At 70.9% G+C, this 18,105-nt stretch carries 15 protein-coding genes and 1 pseudogene; 7 read left to right on the top strand and 9 right to left on the bottom strand.

Annotated elements, in window-relative coordinates:
* Nucleotides 1-16: 16 nt before the first annotated feature.
* Together SCMU_RS15935 and SCMU_RS15930 are read left to right on the top strand one after the other, a co-directional pair.
* On the top strand, nt 17-886 hold the full coding sequence (locus SCMU_RS15935) for a class II glutamine amidotransferase (protein WP_229230082.1): 870 nt from the start codon (nt 17-19) through the stop codon (nt 884-886).
* Complete coding sequence (locus tag SCMU_RS15930; RefSeq protein ID WP_229230081.1) at nt 883-2,283, top strand: CoA transferase; 1,401 nt, start codon at nt 883-885, stop codon at nt 2,281-2,283. The genes SCMU_RS15935 and SCMU_RS15930 overlap by 4 nt, the downstream gene beginning before the upstream one ends.
* A 177-nt stretch (nt 2,284-2,460) precedes the next feature.
* Here the strand turns inward: SCMU_RS15930 and SCMU_RS15925 are convergent, their stop codons facing one another.
* The 7 genes and pseudogenes from SCMU_RS15925 to SCMU_RS21250 form a co-directional block, all read right to left on the bottom strand.
* Entirely contained in the window at nt 2,461-4,191 is a 1,731-nt protein-coding gene (locus SCMU_RS15925) for a CocE/NonD family hydrolase (RefSeq protein WP_229230080.1), read from the bottom strand.
* Entirely contained in the window at nt 4,184-5,167 is a 984-nt protein-coding gene (locus tag SCMU_RS15920) for an MBL fold metallo-hydrolase (RefSeq protein ID WP_229230079.1), read from the bottom strand. Before SCMU_RS15920 ends, SCMU_RS15925 begins: the two co-directional genes overlap by 8 nt.
* The gene (locus SCMU_RS15915) at nt 5,160-6,116 is read right to left on the bottom strand and encodes an alpha/beta hydrolase (RefSeq protein ID WP_229230078.1); all 957 of its coding nucleotides are present in this window, start codon (nt 6,114-6,116) and stop codon (nt 5,160-5,162) included. The genes SCMU_RS15920 and SCMU_RS15915 overlap by 8 nt, the downstream gene beginning before the upstream one ends.
* 3 nt (nt 6,117-6,119) lie before the next feature.
* On the bottom strand, nt 6,120-7,271 hold the full coding sequence (locus SCMU_RS15910; RefSeq protein ID WP_229230077.1) for an FAD-dependent oxidoreductase: 1,152 nt from the start codon (nt 7,269-7,271) through the stop codon (nt 6,120-6,122).
* A 38-nt stretch (nt 7,272-7,309) separates the two neighbouring features.
* The gene (locus tag SCMU_RS15905) at nt 7,310-8,263 is read right to left on the bottom strand and encodes a phosphotriesterase family protein (protein WP_229230076.1); all 954 of its coding nucleotides are present in this window, start codon (nt 8,261-8,263) and stop codon (nt 7,310-7,312) included.
* A 2-nt stretch (nt 8,264-8,265) separates the two neighbouring features.
* Complete coding sequence (locus tag SCMU_RS21255) at nt 8,266-8,715, bottom strand: phosphotriesterase family protein (RefSeq protein ID WP_503660841.1); 450 nt, start codon at nt 8,713-8,715, stop codon at nt 8,266-8,268.
* A gap of 89 nt (nt 8,716-8,804) precedes the next feature.
* A pseudogene (locus SCMU_RS21250) lies at nt 8,805-9,251 on the bottom strand (phosphotriesterase family protein); the annotation flags it as partial.
* 127 nt (nt 9,252-9,378) lie between these two features.
* On the opposite strand from SCMU_RS21250, the gene SCMU_RS15895 reads away from it, so the two are divergent.
* Genes SCMU_RS15895 through SCMU_RS15875 form a run of 5 tightly spaced genes read left to right on the top strand, consistent with a single transcriptional unit; the run spans nt 9,379 to nt 14,390 of the window.
* Nucleotides 9,379-11,112, top strand: a complete 1,734-nt coding sequence (locus SCMU_RS15895) for an MFS transporter (RefSeq protein ID WP_229230075.1) — start codon at nt 9,379-9,381, stop codon at nt 11,110-11,112.
* A 55-nt stretch (nt 11,113-11,167) separates the two neighbouring features.
* The gene (locus SCMU_RS15890) at nt 11,168-12,355 is read left to right on the top strand and encodes a cytochrome P450 (RefSeq protein ID WP_229230074.1); all 1,188 of its coding nucleotides are present in this window, start codon (nt 11,168-11,170) and stop codon (nt 12,353-12,355) included.
* Nucleotides 12,352-12,561: a ferredoxin gene (locus tag SCMU_RS15885; RefSeq protein WP_229230073.1), complete on the top strand. Its 210-nt coding sequence runs from the start codon at nt 12,352-12,354 to the stop codon at nt 12,559-12,561. The genes SCMU_RS15890 and SCMU_RS15885 overlap by 4 nt, the downstream gene beginning before the upstream one ends.
* Complete coding sequence (locus SCMU_RS15880; protein WP_229230072.1) at nt 12,558-13,760, top strand: NAD(P)/FAD-dependent oxidoreductase; 1,203 nt, start codon at nt 12,558-12,560, stop codon at nt 13,758-13,760. The genes SCMU_RS15885 and SCMU_RS15880 overlap by 4 nt, the downstream gene beginning before the upstream one ends.
* Nucleotides 13,761-13,769: 9 nt before the next feature.
* On the top strand, nt 13,770-14,390 hold the full coding sequence (locus SCMU_RS15875; protein WP_229230071.1) for a TetR/AcrR family transcriptional regulator: 621 nt from the start codon (nt 13,770-13,772) through the stop codon (nt 14,388-14,390).
* A gap of 42 nt (nt 14,391-14,432) precedes the next feature.
* Here the strand turns inward: SCMU_RS15875 and SCMU_RS15870 are convergent, their stop codons facing one another.
* Together SCMU_RS15870 and SCMU_RS15865 are read right to left on the bottom strand one after the other, a co-directional pair.
* The gene (locus SCMU_RS15870; protein WP_229230070.1) at nt 14,433-16,901 is read right to left on the bottom strand and encodes an HAD-IC family P-type ATPase; all 2,469 of its coding nucleotides are present in this window, start codon (nt 16,899-16,901) and stop codon (nt 14,433-14,435) included.
* Nucleotides 16,902-16,985: 84 nt separating this feature from the next.
* Entirely contained in the window at nt 16,986-18,092 is a 1,107-nt protein-coding gene (locus SCMU_RS15865; protein WP_229230069.1) for a lactonase family protein, read from the bottom strand.
* Nucleotides 18,093-18,105: the final 13 nt, after the last annotated feature.

Here is an 18,105-nt window from a genome sequence, read left to right as displayed (position 1 = left end):
CTGCGATGATGGGCCCATGTGCAGGCTCTTCGGAATGCACGCGGGCCACAGGTCCGTGCACGCGACGTTCTGGCTCCTCACGGCTCCGGACAGTCTCGAGGTGCAGAGCCGCCGCGAGCCCGATGGGACCGGAGTCGGCACGTTCACCGCGGACGGACTGCCCAGAGTGGACAAGCAGCCGATCGCCGCGTGGGAGGACCGGGCATTCGCCCGCGAGGCCCGCGACCTCGTGAGCTCAACCTTCCTGGCACACGTGCGCTACGCGAGCATCGGCGAGCACACGTACGCCAACACCCACCCGTTCGAGCAGGACGGCCGGCTGTTCGCCCACAACGGAGCGTTCACCGAGGTCGCCGCCGTCGACCAGCGGCTCGATGAGCTCGGAGCCGCAGACCTCGTGCAGGGCCAGACTGACAGCGAGCGCATGTTCGCCCTCATCACCTCGGAGACCCGCCGTGCGGACGGCGACGTCGCGGCCGGCATCGAGGCCGCCCTGACGTGGATCGCGCAGAACGTGCCCGTCCTCAGCCTCAACTTCATCCTGACCACCGCTACGGACCTGTGGGCCGTGCGCTACCCCGATACCCACGAGCTCCACGTCCTCGACAACCGCACGGGCGCCGCCGCGCCCGGCCGTCACCTCCGCGCGCGCAGCCCGCGGATCTCGGCGCACGGAGAAGACATCGGCGACTTCGTCCTCGTCGCGACCGAGCCCATGGCCAACGACCTCCGCTGGCACCTCATGGACCCCGGAGTCCTCCTCCACGTGGACCGCGACCTCACGGTCACCCGGACCTCCCCGTTCCCCGACGAGCCCACGCGCCGCCTCACGCTCGACGACCTCGACCCGGTAGCCGCCGCGTCCCAGCGGGAGGGGAAGCCATGACCACGCACGACGGGGTCGGCCTCCTTGGGCTGCGGCGTCACCTCGCACCCGTCCTCGGCGACGTTCCGGAACTTCACGATTGGTGGTCCGGCCCGCGTACGTGGTGGGCGGGGGCGCTCGACGTCGAGGGCCTCGCCCTCGGCTCCCTCGGGGCGCTCATCGCCGCGCTCACGGCCCTCGCCGAGACCAGAGGCGAGGCGGTGAGCGGCAGCCGCGTCGCTACGTCGTCCGCGCTCGCCGCAGCCTCGTTCGACTCGATCCGCCGGCTCCGCGTCGACGGCAAGCCACCGGACATCTGGGCGCCCACGTCCGGCTTCCGCCAGGCCCGCGACGGCTGGGTGCGACTCCACGCCAACTACCCCCACCACGCGCAGGCTCTCCTGGCGGGCCTCGGCATCGCGGGCTCCGAGCAGCTGGACGCCGCGGTTCGCGAGCGCGACGCCCTCGACGTCGAAGCCGCCGTGCGGGCCGCCGGGGGAGTGGCCGCCGCCGTGCGCACCCCGGGCGAGTGGGCGGCGTCGGGCGCCGGGACCGCCGCGGCGGGGGAGCCGTGGATCCGGTGGTCACTCGGTGAGGTCCCCGCTGTGGCCCTGACGCACGACGCCGCGCCCGGCGTCCCGCTGCACGGCGTCCGCGTGCTGGACCTCACCCGCGTGATCGCGGGACCGAGCGCGTCGAGGCTCCTCGGGGCGCTCGGGGCGGACGTCCTGCGTGTCGACCCGCCGCAGCATCCCGAGTTGCTCGACGCGCACCTCGACACCGGGTTCGCCAAGCGCAGCGCCGTCGCGGACCTGCGCGTGGCCGAGCAGCTCGGGCAGGTCCGGGCGCTCGCCCGGGGCGCCGACGTCGTGCTCCTCGGCTACCGGCAGGCCTCGCTCGCACGGTTCGGGATGGACGCCGAGTCACTGCGTGCGGACTTCCCTCGCGCGGCCGTTGTGGCGCTCAACGCGTGGGGCTGGGAAGGCCCGTGGGCGCACGCGCGCGGGTTCGACAGCATCGTGCAGGCCGCCTGCGGGATCGCGGACCTGTACGGGACGGCGCGGGATGGTGGGGCTCACGACGCCGCGTGGCGACCCGGCGCGCTTCCCGTCCAAGCCCTCGACCACGCAACCGGGATGGGCATGGCCGCCGCGGCCGTCGCGCTGCTCGCCGCACGGGCACGGGGCATTGCGGGCAGCGCACGGCTCAGCCTCATCGCGACGGCGAACGAGCTCCTGCGTGCCGGGACTCCGGCCGCCGCGGAGCCCGCGGACCTCTCCGTCGAGACACGCAAAGCCGCGTCCCCCTATGGCGAGCTCGAGTACGTTGGCCCGCTACTCGCCGTCGGCGGCGTCCCGCTTGACTACCCCCACCCGCCAGTGCGCTACGGCACCTCGCCGCTTGAGTGGGCCGGTTGAGCGTGGCGTAACGTGGTCGTGATCCGATCGAGCTGCACGTGAGAGCCCTTCCGCTCTCACCACAGGTTCTGGACACTACCTCGGTCTGTAGACGGAGGTCTTGTCCAAAACCTGAGGTGGATCCGTCCCCTTCGTCTGACGTCCAGAAGCTGACTCTTAGATGAAAGGGGCGGCGGCTCAGCCTTGGGACGCCGGGCGCGCCGTGTACGGCAGGATCAGGCACGACGGGTGGGTCGCGTCGCGGTAGATCTTGTGCGTGACGGGCCGGCCCACGGGCAGGTGGAACGCGTCCGGGGGCAGGAGGGAGTTGTGCTCGTCCACGAGGGGCTCGTCGTTGGAGAGCTCCACGGTGAGCTTGTGCCCGGGCAGGAACGTGTTCGCGAACGGGTACAGCCGGATGACGTACTCCTCGATCACACCCGGCTCCACGGGGACGGCGCGGGTGTGCGGGTGGTACGGGTTGCCCTCGGTGGTGCGCTCGTCCAGCTCGCGGTGGGAGGCCTTGAGGTAGCCGGTGGTGATGAGCTGGCGGTTGCCGTTGGGGGCGGTGTCCCACAGGCGCAGGATGAAGTTCGTGTCGGGCTGGTCGATCTCGGCGAACAGGTGCGCGGCGCCGGTGCCCATCATCTCGGTGGCTTCGGTGAACGGGGCCGTGTCCCACGAGATGACCTCGACCTTGTCCGTGACCGTGAGCGGGGCCTGGAAGAACCCGTCCGGGGCGGCGTGCTCAGTGCCCATGAGCTCGGGCTCGGGGGAGAGCTTGCGGCGGGGGCGCAGGTACAGAGGCCGGTACTCGACGTCCTTGGGCGGGAACGCGGTTCCGGTGGCCACCTCGCGGGAGCCCTCGACGAACACGGAGACCTCGGGCTCGTCCATGATGCCGTTGTCGATGCCCTTGATCCAGTAGTCATACCAGCGGAACATCTTCTCGTGCTCCTCGACCCACGGCCGCGACTGCATGGGCGGGTACGGCCCGATGTCCAGCTTCTTCGGGCCCTTGAGCGTGTTGAACAGCTCGATCGTTCCGTCCAGCGTCCAGCCGCGGCCCTGGTCCAGCTGCAGGTACACGGGGATGTCGATGTTCTTCGCGAGGTTGATCGGGTTGCGCTCCTCGTACCACTCGCCGTCGAGCTCGTTCATGACGATGTCGAACCACGCCTCGTGGTGCTTCGGGTAGTGCAGCGTGTGGACCAAGTTGGGCCACGCGGCCACGTCCGGATCCTGAAGCCGCTCCGCGACGAGCTTGGCGATCTGCTCCTGGGAGTGCGTCTCGAGCATGCGCGACTTCACCCGGTCCGTGAACGCCCATCCGGAGTCGCCGCCGCGGCCCTCGCGCGCCGCGCGGGGCATGAACCACATGACGCCGCCGTGGTAGGTGGTCTCGTAGAAGTCGTAGTGCCCGCCTGAAACGAAGATCGCCTTGAGGTGCGGGGGACGTTCAGCGGCGGCGAGGACCTGCATCGAGCCGAAGTAGGAGATGCCGATCATGCCGACGTTGCCGTCGCACCACGGCTGCGCGGCGACCCACTCGATGACGTCGTACGCATCCTGCCCGAGGGATACGCCGCCGGCGTTGTAGTTGCCGATGTGCTCACCGCCGGAGTCGCCGGAGCCGCGCAGGTCCCCGATCACGTGGGCGTAGCCCTCGCCGACCACGCGGGCGATGTCCCCTGCCTCGATGCAGCCGTCCCACATCGGGGACGGGCGACGCTGCGGCGGCATGGTCAGGGCCAGAGCCTGAAGCTCCTTGCCGTACGGGCTCAGCGCCACGAGCGCGGGGCGGGGCACGTCCTCGGTGCCGTGGTACACGTCGAGCGCGAGTTCGACGCCGTCGCGCATCGGGGCGCGGAGGTGCTTGCGGACGGCGATCTGCGCACCGCCCGCGTCGATGGTCTGGTAGTCAGCCATGGATCTGGGACTCCTGTTCAGGACGGGTCTGTTGGGTTGTGAGGGCGAGGTAGCCGTCGAGGGTCGTGAAGAACGGTGACGGCTCGAGCGTCGGATCGCCGTCGTAGCCCAGCTCGGCGGCGACCCGCTCGAACGGCGAGTACGGAGACTGAGTCTCCGCCACGCCGTCGTGCGTGTAGTGCACGACGGCGCGGCGGATGCGCGACTCGAGCGTGAGGCTCTCGTCCAGGGCGCGGCGGGCCTGGGCGGCGTCGAGCTCGACGCCGTACGGCTCGCCGTCCGCGCCCCGGTACGGGTGGCCGAGGTAGAGGCGCTCGGGGCGGATCTCGTCGCGCAGGTACTCCAGGGACGCGCGGTACGCGTCCGGGTCGGTGTAGCCGGGGAAGCGGTTCGCGGCGCCGTGGATCTGGACCGCGTCGCCCACGAACACTGCGTTCTGTGCGCCGGGATCCCCCGTGCTGAGCCGGTAGGCCACCGAGCCGGGCGTGTGGCCTGGCACGGGCAGCACCGAAACGGTGACGTCGCCGCCGAGGGAGATGATCTCACCGCCGCGTACGAGGACTGTCGGCTCCATCTCACCGGAAATCGCGGCCTCCGCGGTGCGGGTCTGCTGCTCGACGCCCTCGGTGTTGTGGAGGTAGCGGTGGCGGCCGTTGGTGTACTCCTCGACGTGGCCCGCGCGGGAGCGGAGCATGTGCGCGTCCGCCTCGTGGATCACGACCTTCGCGCGGCCGCCCGTGAGGTCGAACAGGGCCTTCGCCCCGCCGAGGTGGTCGATGTGGCCGTGCGTGAGGAAGATCCACGTCACCTCGTCGATGCTCCGGCCCAGCTTCTCCAAGGCCGGGATCATGCCTTCCTCGGGGGAGGACGCGATGCCCGTGTCCACGACCGCCGGCTCGGGCGCATCGATGAAGTAGCTGTACAGGCCGAACCGGCCCCACGGGGAGACCAGCGGGTGGACGGTGGCGCTACTCATTGGTGCTCCCAGCGGCGCTCTCGGCGTCAGTTCCGTTCAGGAACTCGGCCGTCTCGCGGAAGGCCGCCGCGTACTCGGGGAGCCAGCCGAAGTTCGCCACGAACCCATGGTTCGCCCCCGCGTAGCGGGTCACGGTCGCGTCCACGCCCGCATCCCGCAGGCGCTGGCCGTACAGCTCGCCTTCGTCGCGCAGCGGATCGTGCTCCGCGGTGAGGACGAGTGCCCGGGGGAGTCCGGAGAGGTCCGCCCGCTTGATCGGCGAGACGAGCGGGTCCGCAGGGTCCGCGCCGCTGTCGAGGTAGAACGCGTTGAACGGCTTCAGGCCCGCGGTCTCGAGGCCGTAGCCGGTCGCGTTCTCGCGCAGGGAGGCGTAGCGGTCCGTATCGAAGTCCAGGTCGAGCGACGGATAGTACAGGACCTGGTGCGTGAGGCGGGTGAACCCGTCGTCGTGCGCCATCGCGGCGACCGCTGCCACGAAATTGCCACCCGAGCTGTCGCCCGCGAGGGCGAGCCGCTCGCCGTCCCACGCGAGCTCGCCGCCGTTCTCGGCCACCCAGCGCACGACGGCGTACGCGTCCTCGAGCCCGGCGGGGAACCGATGCTCGGGGGCGAGTCGGTAGCCCACGGAGACGACCTTGAACCCGGCCTCCTCGGCCAATGCCCGCGCGACGTGGTCGTGCGTGTCGAGGCTGCCGAGGAAGAATGCGCCGCCGTGGAGGTACACGATGAGGCCATAGGCGTCCTTCTTCTCCGGCGTGTAGATGCGGATCGGGACGTCGCGGGACGGGGTGGGGGCCACGGCGTCGTCGACCGCCAACAGGGGGAGCCGGTCCTCAAGCACCGGGATGCGCGACTCCTCGTCGGCCCGCAGCACTGCGGGGTCGAGGGGGCCGGGCGGCGGGGCCGGCAGGGTGGCGACGACCTCGGCGATCTGGGGGTGGAGGGCCATCGGCTAGGCCTCGACCTTCTCCGCCGGCTGCTCTGTACTCTGCTCCGCAGGATGCTGGGACGCCGGCTTCTGGCCGGGGAAGACGTCGTTGACCTCGTCCTCACTCCAGCCCTGACGCGAGATGCGCTGCAGCTCGTCCGTGACGGGCTTGCGGGCGGCCTGGTACTGCGCGAGGGCCTCCTTGACGGAGGGCGCCTCGGCGAGCGCGTCGGCGACGGCGCCTGCGTCGAGGATCGCGGAGTTCGCGCCCTGGCCCTGGTGGTGGAGCATCGAGTGCGCCGCATCGCCCACGAGGACCACCGAGCCGGAGTGCCATGTGTCCACTGGGTCGATGTCGTAGACCGCACGGATATTCACGGCATCCATGTCGAGGTCCCGGACGATGTCCACGATGCGCTGATCGAAGCCCTCGACCGTCTTCAGGAGGTCCTCCTTGGTGATCTCCGGGGCCCACGTGCCGTCCGGGTTGAGAGACGTGATGTCGAAGGAGACTTGGTTGCGGTGGCGCAGCGGGAGGAAGTAGACCTTCGTGCCGTGGCCGATGTACATGCGCAGGTTGTCGTCCACCGAGAGTCCGTGGGCGGCGTCGCCGTCGATGACCACGCGGTAGGCGTGCTCACCCGAGAAGACCGGCGGCTCGTCGCTGAAGAGCTGCTGGCGGACCACAGACTTGATGCCGTCCGCGCCGATGACGAGGTCGGCCTCGGCGGTCGTGCCGTTCGTGAACGTCAGGACGGCGCGGTCACCCTTGTCCTCGATGCGCTCGAGCCTGTGTCCCAGCTTGACCATGCCCTCGGGCAGGACGCCGAGGAGGGCCTCGATGAAGTCGCCGCGGTGGATCAGGTGCGTGGGGCCGTACTTCTCGATCTCGGGCCACGAATCCTTCATGATGACCTCGCCGGTGCCAGTGAGGATCTCGAAGTAGTCGCTTGGGGAGCTGACCTTGGCGATCGCGTCGCTGATGCCCCACTGGCGGAAGCGCTCCATCGAGTTAGGGCGGAGGCCGATCCCGGCACCCACCTCGCGCACCTGGCTGGCCTGCTCGTACACGGTGACGGTGGCGCCTAGCAGGCTCAGGGCCTTGGCGGTGGCCGCGCCGGCGTACCCGGCGCCGACGATCGCGATGTTCAGGTTCTTGAGGTCTTCGGTGTTCACGGGTGACGTCCTTGTCTGTCTCGTTCCGGCGTGCCGGGTCAGTTCTGGATGGTGAGGAAGGTGGCAGGGTTCTCGACGAAGATCTTCGTGATGGTCTCCTCGGCGACCCCGGCGTCGCGGAGGTCCGGCAGGAGCCGCTCGAAGATGTAGTTCACGGTGTGGCCCTTCACGCCCGGCCAGCCGAGGGGGCTGCAGTTGGCGTCCGCGGAGGCGAGCACCTTGTCCTCGAAGCCGCCCTTGACGAAGCGCAGGAAGTGGTCCATGCGGTCGTTGCGGGGACGGGCCCAGAACGGCGGGTCCGGCAGCTCGGTCTCGTAGCCGAACGTGTCGAAGCCGAGGCGGCCGCCCTGCTCGACGATCCACGCGTCCTGCGTCTTCTCGGCGTTGACGCCGTCGTCCACGTGGCCGAACAGCACGCGATCCAGCGGCAGGCCCTCCTCGTGGAAGATGTCGATGGCTGGCTCGGCGTCGATCGCGAGGTGGGTCAGGATCGGCACACCTGTCTGCACTGCGGCGCGTGCGGCGGCGCGGTAGATCTTCTTGTCCAGCTCCGTCATACGGCCGCCGCGGCTCACACCGACCTTGATGACGCCGGCCTTGGCGCCGGTGCCGCCGATGCCGACAGTGATCTCGTGGACGAACTGGCGGGTGAGGTAGTCCACCGATGCGTTCGCGAAGTGGGGGAGCGCGGTGTCGCCGCCCACGAATCCGGTGCACGCGACGATGTGCACGCCGGTCTTGGCGGAGAGGGACTTGTAGTAGTCCACGTCGCGGCCGTTGCAGATGCCGGTGGCGTCCACGAACGTGCCGCCGCCGTTCTCGTGGAACGTGCGCAGCTTGGGGACGGTCTCCTCGTAGCGCTGCTCCGGGGTCTTCCACCATTTCGTGTCCAGCTCGGAGCCGGGCATTCCGTACCCGATGTGCTCGTGGATGGCCACGAAGCCCAGTTCCTCCGTGGGAATCGTTCCCAGGACGGTATTCACCTTGGACATAGTCACTCAGCCTTGTTCGAGACGGTCAGGAGGGCGCGGGGGTTGTCCTCGAGGATGCGGCACGCGTCCTCGTCGCTGAGGCCCTGGGCCAACAGCTGCGGGACGAACGCTGTCAGGACGTGGCCGAACGGCAGGTCGTAGGCCGGGTGGCCCTTAGCCACGCCCACTGCGTTCGAGGAGAGGATGATCCGGTCCGCGTGGCCCGCCTCGACGAGCTCGAGCACGACGGCGGCCCTCTCACGGTCGGTGAGGTACGCGACGTCGTCATCGAGGCCCACGTGGTCGAGCGCGACGAAGGCTCCCCGCCGGGCGACCTCGAGGGCGGCGCCGGACTCGGCGGCGTCGCGCCGGTCCAGCACGCCCACGACGACGCGCTCCGCTGGGAGGCCCTCGTCCAGGACGATCCCGAGATCGTGCAGAGCGTCCCTGCCGTACCGGATGGAGACGGGCACGCCCGTGGCCAGCGCGGCGCGGGCGGCCCCCGGAAGAGGCTCTCGTCCGTGGCGGTCATGCCCGCGCGGGTGGCCGTGGTGGCCACGAGGCCGGCGGCGCCGCGGCGCTCGACACGGGGCACCACCATGCCCTCGGTGACCTCTTGGGCGAAGAGGTCCGCGAACTTCTCGGCCGGCCATGGCGTGGGCGGGTTGGTCTGCGGGGTCAGGAAGTAGCCCCCGAGCATCTCCTCGGGGCCCATGCCCGTCGAGGCGACGATGTGCACGCCCGTGGAGCGCGAGAGCGTCTCGTAGAGGCGCACGTCCCGGCCGTGGAACATGCCCGTGCTGTCCACGATGGTCCGCCCCCCGGCCTCGCGGAACGCGGTCAGCTTCGCGACCAGGGCCTCGAAGATCTCGGCGCGGTCCATCGAGATATCGAACGCGTGCTCGGCACCGGGAACCACGGACAGGAGGGACTCGTGGACCGCCACGACGCCGAGCGACTCGGCGGGCACCGGACCGAGGACGGTGTTCACGGATGTGGTCTGTGTCATAGGCCCAGCATCACATTTTCCTTTACACGATGTCAAGAAACCTTTCTCGAGCGGTGTCTCTTGACATTGTGTAAAGATCTCGCTCAGACTGTGATTCAGCCCACGCCGAAACGAAGGAGTTTCACCGATGAGTCGGACCACCACCAGCGCCGGGGGCTCGGCGCGCGCCACCTTCGTGGCGGCCTACAGCGCCGTCACCCTCGCGCAGATCACCAATGCCCTCCCGGGCGCCCTCAACGGGACCTTCGCCATCGACTTCCACACCTCGGGAGCCGGCCTGACCTGGATCGCCGGGATGTTCATGATGGGCATCGTTGTCTTCGAGCTCAGCTGGGGCCTCCTCGGCGACATGTTCGGGCGCAAGAAGCTCCTCTACCTCGGAGGCGCCACGAGCATCGTCGGATCTGTCCTCGCCGCGCTCGCGCCGACCACCGGCGTCATGATCACCGCCCAGGCGATCGGCGGCATCGGCGCCGGCATCCTCTTCCCGATCTCGCTCTCGATGATCGCCGCCATCACGCCCGACCACCGTGCCCGCGCCCGGGCGATCGCCACGTGGGCAGGATTCCTCTCCCTCGGCGCCGTCATCTCACCGGTCCTCGCCGGCCTGACCTCTCAGTTGTTCACCGTCCGCGGTGCCGGCGGCGCGCCGGACGTGTTCAGCGGCTGGCGCGTTTCCTACCTGATCGCCGCCGTGCTCGCGGTCGTGGTGATGGGCATCGCCGTCCGCGCCCAGGACGTGCCCCAGGACAGGAGCCGCAAGCTCGACCTCCCTGGACAGCTCACGCTCGCCCTGGGCCTCATCGCGCTCCTGTACTCGACCGTCCAGGCCGTGGACTCGGGCTTCGGCTCGGGTGACGTGATCGCAGGCTATGCGGCCGGCGTCGTGCTCCTGATCGCGTTCGTGGTCATCGAATCCCGCGCCAAGCACCCGCTCCTGCACCTGAGCCTGTTCTCCCACCGCGCCTTCTCGATCACCGGCATCGTGGCCGTAACCGGTATGTTCGCGTTCCTCGCGATCGCGTTCAGCACGAGCGTCGCCGTGGGCGGCCTCGCGCTGGCCGAGACCTGGAAGGTCGGCATCCTGTTCGTCTTCATCCAGGGCCCCGCGTTCCTCCTCATCCCCGTGGTCGGATGGCTTATCCACCACGTGGCCCCGCGCTGGGCGCTCACCGCGGGCTTCGCGCTCATGGCGGTGGCCGGCTACTGGCTCTCAACGTTCCGCCTCGGCACGCCCGAGCAGTTCGGCGGAACGCCGTGGACGGCGTTCATCCTGCCGCTGCTGTTCCTCGGCATCGGGTTCGCGCTGACCGTCGGCTCGATCACCGCCGTCGCGATCAACACCGTGGACCCGAAGGACATCGGCATGGCCTCCGCGACGACCAACCTCCTGCGGGACCTCGGCTTCGCGCTCGGACCGGTGATCGGCTCCGCGATCGCGTTCAGCCTCGGCGCCTCCGCGTTCGCCGGCCCGCTTGCCGGGATCCTCCACGGCGCGGGGCTCCCCGCCGACGCCGCGGCCGGGCTCGGCCAGGTCCCTCCCCTGGGGTTCCTCTCCGGCTGGGACGGCGTGATCGCACAGTTCTCGGGCCAAGCGCTCGCCGGCGGCGCGCCGCAGGCCGCAGTGGACGGCATGGCGAAGTCCCTGGCCGCCGCGCAGCCGGCCATCCAGGGCGCGGCCGGCTCCTCCCTCGGCCAGGGCTTCCAGATGGTCTACCTCGTGGCCGGCATCGCCGCGACCGTCTCGGCGGCCCTCACGCTGTTCATCACCGGCCGCTCGACTGCCCCGAGCGTGGACGACATCGCGGAGACCACCGAGGCGAACGCGGAGGCCGACGCCGAGGCAGCCGCCCGCGACTGACCACACCAGACCCCGAACTTCAGATCAAGCTCAGAACACAGAGAAGGAGCCACCCATGGCTACCCGTTCCGATTCCGGCATCGTCGAGTCTGACATCGACATCTGGGACGACGCCGTCACCGTCGATCCGTTCCCGGCCTATACCGAGCTGCGCGAGAAGGCCAGCGTGGTCTATCTCCCCAAGAACGATGTGTACGTCCTGACCCGCTACGATGTGATCCGGGACGCGCTCGGCGACCCCGAGACATACTCGTCCACCTCGCTCGGCTTCAACCCGATGGTCAACGAGGCACTCCAGGGCACCTCCCTCGCCTCGGATCCGCCCTTGCACACGCAGCTGCGCGCCACCCTGACCCAGAACCTCACCCCGCGCGCCCTGCGTGGGCTCAAGGTCACGATCGATGAGAAGGCGGACAAGCTCGTCGCCGAGCTCGCCGCCACGGGCAGCTTCGAGGCCATCGACGCCCTCGCGAGGGCGTTCCCGCTCGAGGTGGTCTCCGACCTGATCGGCTTCACCGGGCCCGTGAAGGAGAACATGCTCCGCTGGGGCCAGGCCGCCATGCAGGTTATCGGTCCCATGAACCGCCGCACGCAGGAGAACTTCCCGATCGCCGGCGAGCTGTACGGCTGGTGCTCCTCGGTCACGGCCGAGGACCTCACGCCGGGCTCGATCGGGCGCGGGATCTTCGATGCGGAGGCCCGCGGGGCGATTCCCGAGGGCTCCGCCGGCCATATCATCCACCAGTACCTGGGCGCCGGCGTCGACAGCACGATCGCCGCGATCGGCAACATCGTGGCGCTCTTCGGCCGCCACCCCGAGCAGCTCGAGCTCGTCCGGCAGAACCCGGACCTGGTCCCCGCAGCGTTCGCCGAGGTCCTGCGCTTCTGGCCGCCCCTGCACATCTGGGGCCGCACCACGACCCGCGAGGTGGAGATCGACGGTGTCATCGTCCCGAAGGGCGCCCAGATCGGCATCCTCTTCGGCGCGGGCAACCACGATCCGCGCCACTACGAGAACCCGGACGAGTTCGACGTCACCCGCAACCCGACCGATCACCTCTCGTTCGGCTACGGCCCGCACGGCTGCGCGGGCCAGGGCCTCGCACGCCTCGAGGGCCACGCGATCATCGCCGCGCTCGCCCACCAGGTGAAGTCCATGGAGATCGCCGAGCCGGTCCGCGTGCCCACCAACATCACCCGCAGCATCGAGGAGCTCCGCGTCGTGAAGGTCGTGGCAGCATGAGCTTGAGGATCGAACTGGACCGCTCCCGCTGCGAGGGCCACGGCCTCTGCGAGGAGGCCGCGCCCCATCTCATGCATCTGGACGACGACGGCGAGCTCGTCATCGACCTCCCGGTTCTCGATGAGGCCGACGGCGCGGACGTCGAGGCCGCGAAGGCCGCCGTGCGGGTGTGTCCCGTCGCGGCGCTGAAGCTGGTCTCCTCGTGAAGCGCATCGTGGTCGTCGGCAACGGGATCGCAGGGCTCACGGCATGCGATTCCCTGCGCTCGGCAGGGTTCGACGGCGAGCTGACGGTGGTCGGGGCCGAGTCCCACCACCCGTACAGCCGCCCGGCCCTCTCGAAGGCGCTCCTGCACGGGCAAGACGAGCTGGACGCCCACCTGCTGCCTGAGCCGACCCATGGGGCGGCGGCGCTGCTCGGCGTCGCCGCGGTGGGGCTCGACCCGGGGGCCCGCCTCGTGATGCTCGACGGCGGCGACCGCCTCCCGTACGACGGCCTCGTCATCGCGTCGGGCTCGCGTGCGCGGCGCCTCGGCCGGCACGCCGGGAAGGAGCAGACGCGCGACGACGCCGAGCTCACCCTCCGCACGATCGAGGACGCGCTCGAGCTCAAGCGACGCGTCGCCGAGCACCCCTCGGTCGTGGTGATCGGCGGCGGCCCGCTCGGCATGGAGGTGGCTTCGGGCTGCCTGCAGTCCGGCTGCGAGGTCACCCTTGTCTCCGACGGTGCGCCCCTCGCGCGCCAGCTCGGCGACCACCTCTCGGGGCTCTTCACGTCCGCTGCGCTCGGGCGCGGCCTGCGCATCGTGGACGGCGGCAAGGCCAGGTTCGTCGGCTCGGCCGCGGAGACCCGTGTGGTCCTCGCGGACGGGACCGAGATCGCGGCGGACCTCGTGGTCACCGCCGCCGGCGACGAGCCGAACGTCGGCTGGCTCGCAGGCTCGGGCCTGCTCGTCGACGGGACGCTGCGCGTGGACTCGCGTGGGCGGGTGCGGCCGGAGATCGTCGCGGCGGGCGACGTCGCGCACTTCCCGACGCGGCGCGGGCTCGGCCGGGTGCCGCTCTGGACGAGCGCGATCGACCAGGCCAAGACGGCCGCGCTGGGGCTGCTCGATGGCGACGCCGCACCGGCGCTCGACTTCGAGCCATACTTCTGGACCGAGGGGTTCGGGCTGTCCCTCAAGGCAGTCGGCCACACCCCGGTGGTTGGAGTGCCGGATTCGAGCGAGGCAGGTGCCGGGGAGGACTCGTGGCTCCTGCGGTGGAACGGTGAGCGGAGCGGGGGAAGCAGTGACGGGTCCGGGACCGCGGCGGCGATCAACTACCGCATTCCGGTCCCCAAACTGAGGCGACTGGCCCGCGAGGGGCATATGCCCGCCGTCGGCCGCGCCCCGCAGCCCGCCTAGGATTGAGCCATGGTCTCACTCCGCGAAGCCCAGAAGCAGCTCACCCGGGACACGATCGTGGAGCGCGCCCTCGAGCTGTTCGTCGAGAAGGGCTACGCCGCAACGACGATCGATGAGATCGCCGCCGCGGCCGGGACCACCCGGGTCACGTTCTATGCGTACTATCCATCCCGCACGGACCTCATGAGGGACTTCATGGCCCGGGTGAACCTCCTGCTCGAGCGCGCGTTCGGCCCGGGAGACGCCTCGACGGCGCCGGAGCTCGTCGACGTGGTCCGCGAGGGCGAGCTGGGGGGCATCCTGGCGTGGCTGGAGTCGCGGGCGGCGCTGTGGCCGGTCTTCCGTCCGTACCTCGACGTGCTCGACGAGGCCGCGGCGGTTGACCACGAGGTGCGGGCCATGGTCGAGGAATGGCACGAGGAAGTCATCTCCGACATCGTCAAGGGCATGGAGCAGGCCAGCCGGTTCTCCGAGGAGACCCGGCACATCCGCGGAACCCTCGCGTTCACGCAGCTCGACTTCGTCGCCACCCTGTGGACGCGGCGCAAGTACGAGCCGAACCGCGAGCACGCGCTCGAGGTGCTCGCCGACAGCTGGCACCACCTGCTCTGCGACGACAAGGGAGCCTAGGCTCAGACCTGCCGGCGGGGCTCTGCGTGCGGCGGGACGCGCTCAGGCCTTGCGGCTCCGCAGCCACCCGTCGACCCACCAGGCGAGCTCCACGAGCACGATCCCGATCCCCGCGCAGACCAGCGCGGTCCACGTGTGGGACCAGTTGCCCGGGTCGAGCTCGAACACCTCGCGCGTGAACGGGAGCGCGAACATCGCGAACGAGGCCCCCATCATCACCGCGACGAGCAGCACCTTCCACCACGCGTACGGGCGGGCCACGATCGCAAGCACCCACAGGGCTATCGCGATGAGCGTGATGAGCGCCGACGTGCTCGCCTGCACCTGCGTGGTGGTCCCCGCTGCCACGGACGGGCGGACCAGCAGATAGCACGTGAAGCACGCCACCGCGATCACGACGCCGGCGGGGATGGCCATCCGCATGACCCGCCCCACGAACCCCGGCCGCGCGCGGTCGTGGTTCGGCGCGAGGGAGAGGACGAACGCCGGCAGGCCGATCGTGAACCACCCCGTGATCGTCACGTGCCGCGGCAGGAACGGGTACGGGAGCGGGTCGAACCCGATCAGCCCGGGCACGCCCACCATGAGCGCGAGCAGCACCGAGTACACGGTCTTGGTCAGGAACAGGTTCGCGACCCGCTCGATGTTCCCGATCACGCGCCGGCCCTCGCCGACCACGTGGGGGAGGGTCGCGAACCTGTTGTCCAGCAGCACGATCTGGGCGACCGCGCGCGCGGCGGGGCTGCCCGCGCCCATCGCCACGCCGATGTCCGCGTCCTTGAGCGCGAGCACGTCGTTGACGCCGTCGCCTGTCATCGCCACGGTGTGCCCGCGTGACTGCAGCGCCCGCACCATGCCGCGCTTCTGCGACGGGCTGACCCGGCCGAACACGGCCCGCTCCTCGAGCACCCCCGCGAGCCCCTCGCCGTCGTCCGGAAGCGTACGGGCATCCACGGGGGCGTCCGCGCCGGGCAGCGCGAGCTGCCCCGCGACCGACCCGACCGAGGCCGCGTTGTCGCCCGAGATGACCTTGACCGTCACCTTCTGCGCTTCGAAGTAGTCCAAGGTGGCGCGCACGTCCACGCGCACCTTCTGCTCGAGCACCACGAGCGCCTCAGGCTGGAGCCGAGGCAGTGCCTGCGGCGCGGGCGTGCGCACGACGGCGGCTGGTTGGCCCGCGGCCGAGGGCTCGCCGCTGGAGGGCGCTCCCGCGCGGGCGGCCGGCAGCCCCTCGGCGCGGGCGAGCAGCAGCACGCGCAGCCCGCGTGCGCCGGTCTCCTCGGCCTCGGCCCGCGCGGGCGATCCCTCGGGCAGCAGCACGTCCGGGGCGCCGAGCAGCCACGCACCATGGCCCTCGAACGCGACGCCGCCGTACTTGCGCGCCGAGGAGAATGGCAGAGTCTCCACGGCGGTCCACCCCGGGGAGTCCGGGAACGCGTCGCGGATGGCCTGCATGCTCGCATTGGGGCGCTTGTCCGCGGCGGCGAGAGCCCCGAGGGCGAGCTCTGCCTGCCTGCGGTGCGCAGCGTCGTCGTGAGCCAGCCCGCGCACCTCCGCGAGCTCCATCGCGTTCTCGGTGAGGGTGCCCGTCTTGTCCGCGCACACCACGTCCACGCGGGCCAGGCCCTCGATCGCCGGGAGCTCGTTGACGAGGCAGTTGCGCCGGCCCAGACGGACCACCCCCACGGCGAATGCGATCGTGGTCATGAGGATGAGGCCCTCGGGGACCATCGGGACGAGCGCGGCGACCATGCCCCGCAGCGCGTCCGGGAGGGCCTCGCTGCCCGTGAGCTGGTTGTAGACGGAGAGGATGCCCGCGGGGATGAGCAGCCACGTGATGACCTTGAGGATCGTGTTGATGCCGTTGCGGAGCTCGGAGTTCACGAGCGTGAACTTGCTCGCCTCGGCCTCGAGCTGCGCCGCGTACGCCTCGCGGCCCACCTTCGTGGCCCGGTACAGGCCCGTGCCGGAGGAGACGTACGAGCCGGAGAGGACCGGGCTGCCGGGTCCCTTGGGGATCGGGTCCGCCTCCCCGGTGAGGAGGGACTCGTCCAGCTCGAGGCCCTCCGCGGCGAGGACCTCGCCGTCCACCACGGCCTGGTCGCCGGGGCCGAGCTCGATCACGTCGTCGAGGACGATCTCGTGCGGCGGGATCGCGGCCGTGTACCCGTCGCGGCGGACCTGCGGGTGGGCCTGCCCCACGATGGCGAGCTTGTCCAGCGTGCGCTTGGCCCGGAGCTCCTGGACGATCCCGACGATCGAGTTCGCCACGATCAGGCCCGCGAACAGCCCGTCGAGGAGATGGCCGGTGGAGAAGATGATCACCGCGAGCAGGGCGAAGATCGCGTTGATGCGCGTGAACACGTTCGAGCGGACGATCTCCCACGCGCTCCGGCTGGCGCGCGGCGGGACGTCGTTGGTCCGGCCGTCCCCCACGCGCTCGGCGACCTCGGCGGCGGTCAGCCCGCGCGCGGCGTCGGACGTCTGCTGTGCGGTCCCCGCGTCACCCATGCGTTAACCCTACTGGGGCGGGGGCGGGCTTAGGGGGCCGCGGTGGGCGAGGGGGCGCGCCGGCGCGGCCGGGCACCGGCTGCCTCAGGCCGGCGCAGGCCTCCAGAACTCGATCCACAGCGGGCCCGCGGCGGTCGCGGCGCGGAAGGCCGGGTCGAGCTCGCCGTCGGGCCCGATCGCGTAGACGGTCACGTGATCCGAGCGCTCGCCGCACGCGAGGAGCCACCGCCCGGAGGGATCCACGGCGATGATCCGCGGCTGGGCCTCCGTCTCGGTGCGGCGCACGAACGTAAGGCGACCCTCCTCCTGGCCGCCGTCCTTGCCTGCGGCAAAGCATGCGATGGTGCTCGTGGAGCGCTCGGTCGCGTACAGGAACCGCTCGTCCGGGGTGAGGCGCACGTCGGCGCACCACACGACGTGCGGGCCGGGGTTCGGGGTGTCAGGTCCTCGGACCGGGCCGGGGGCGAGGCCCAGGCTCTCCACGGCGGAGATCCGCTGGAGGAGCTCGAGCGCGCCCGAGTCCGCGTCGCGGCTGTACACATCCACGGTCCCGGTCCGCTCGTGGACCACGTAGGCGCGGCGGCCGTCCTCGGTGTGGCGGAGGAACCGCGGACCAGAACCCGGCGCGGCGTCCACCGTTCCCACGGGACGCACGACGGCGGGCTGGCCGCCTCCCGTGGCTGCCTCGCCGCGGCCCGTGGTCGGCGGGGCAGCGAACCATGAGATCCGGTCGGCCCCGAGGGAAGCCGCGTAGACGTACGCGCCGTCCGGGCTCGGGACGGCGCAGTGGCTGTTGGGGCCGGAATTGTACTCCGTCACCGGGGCGCCCGGCTCCAGCGGCGCCGCGTAGCCGACCGTGACGCCCTCGTGGTACGAGGCGCTGTACAGCGACTGGCCGCCCGAGCCGTCCCCGGCGAGCGAGAGGAAGCACGTGGTCACGGGCACGTCCCGCTCGCCGGCAGGGGACGCGGCGCCCGTCGCCGGGTCCAGGGACAGGGCGACCGTGCGGTTGGGGGTCCCGTTCACGCCGGCGTACAGGATTCCGGCGGGATCGAGCGCGAGGGCCGAGACCCGTCCCCCCACCTCGACACGGGTGAGGGGCTCAAGCGTCCCGGACTCGGGGTCCAGCGCGAAGGCGTCGACGGCGCCGCCCCCGCCTGCGCACGCGATGTAGACGAACGTCGTGGTCATACCCGGTCCTCCT

The organism is Sinomonas cyclohexanicum (genome assembly GCF_020886775.1).
Classification (GTDB): domain Bacteria; phylum Actinomycetota; class Actinomycetes; order Actinomycetales; family Micrococcaceae; genus Sinomonas; species Sinomonas cyclohexanicum.
This window is presented reverse-complemented; position numbering and strand designations above follow the sequence as displayed.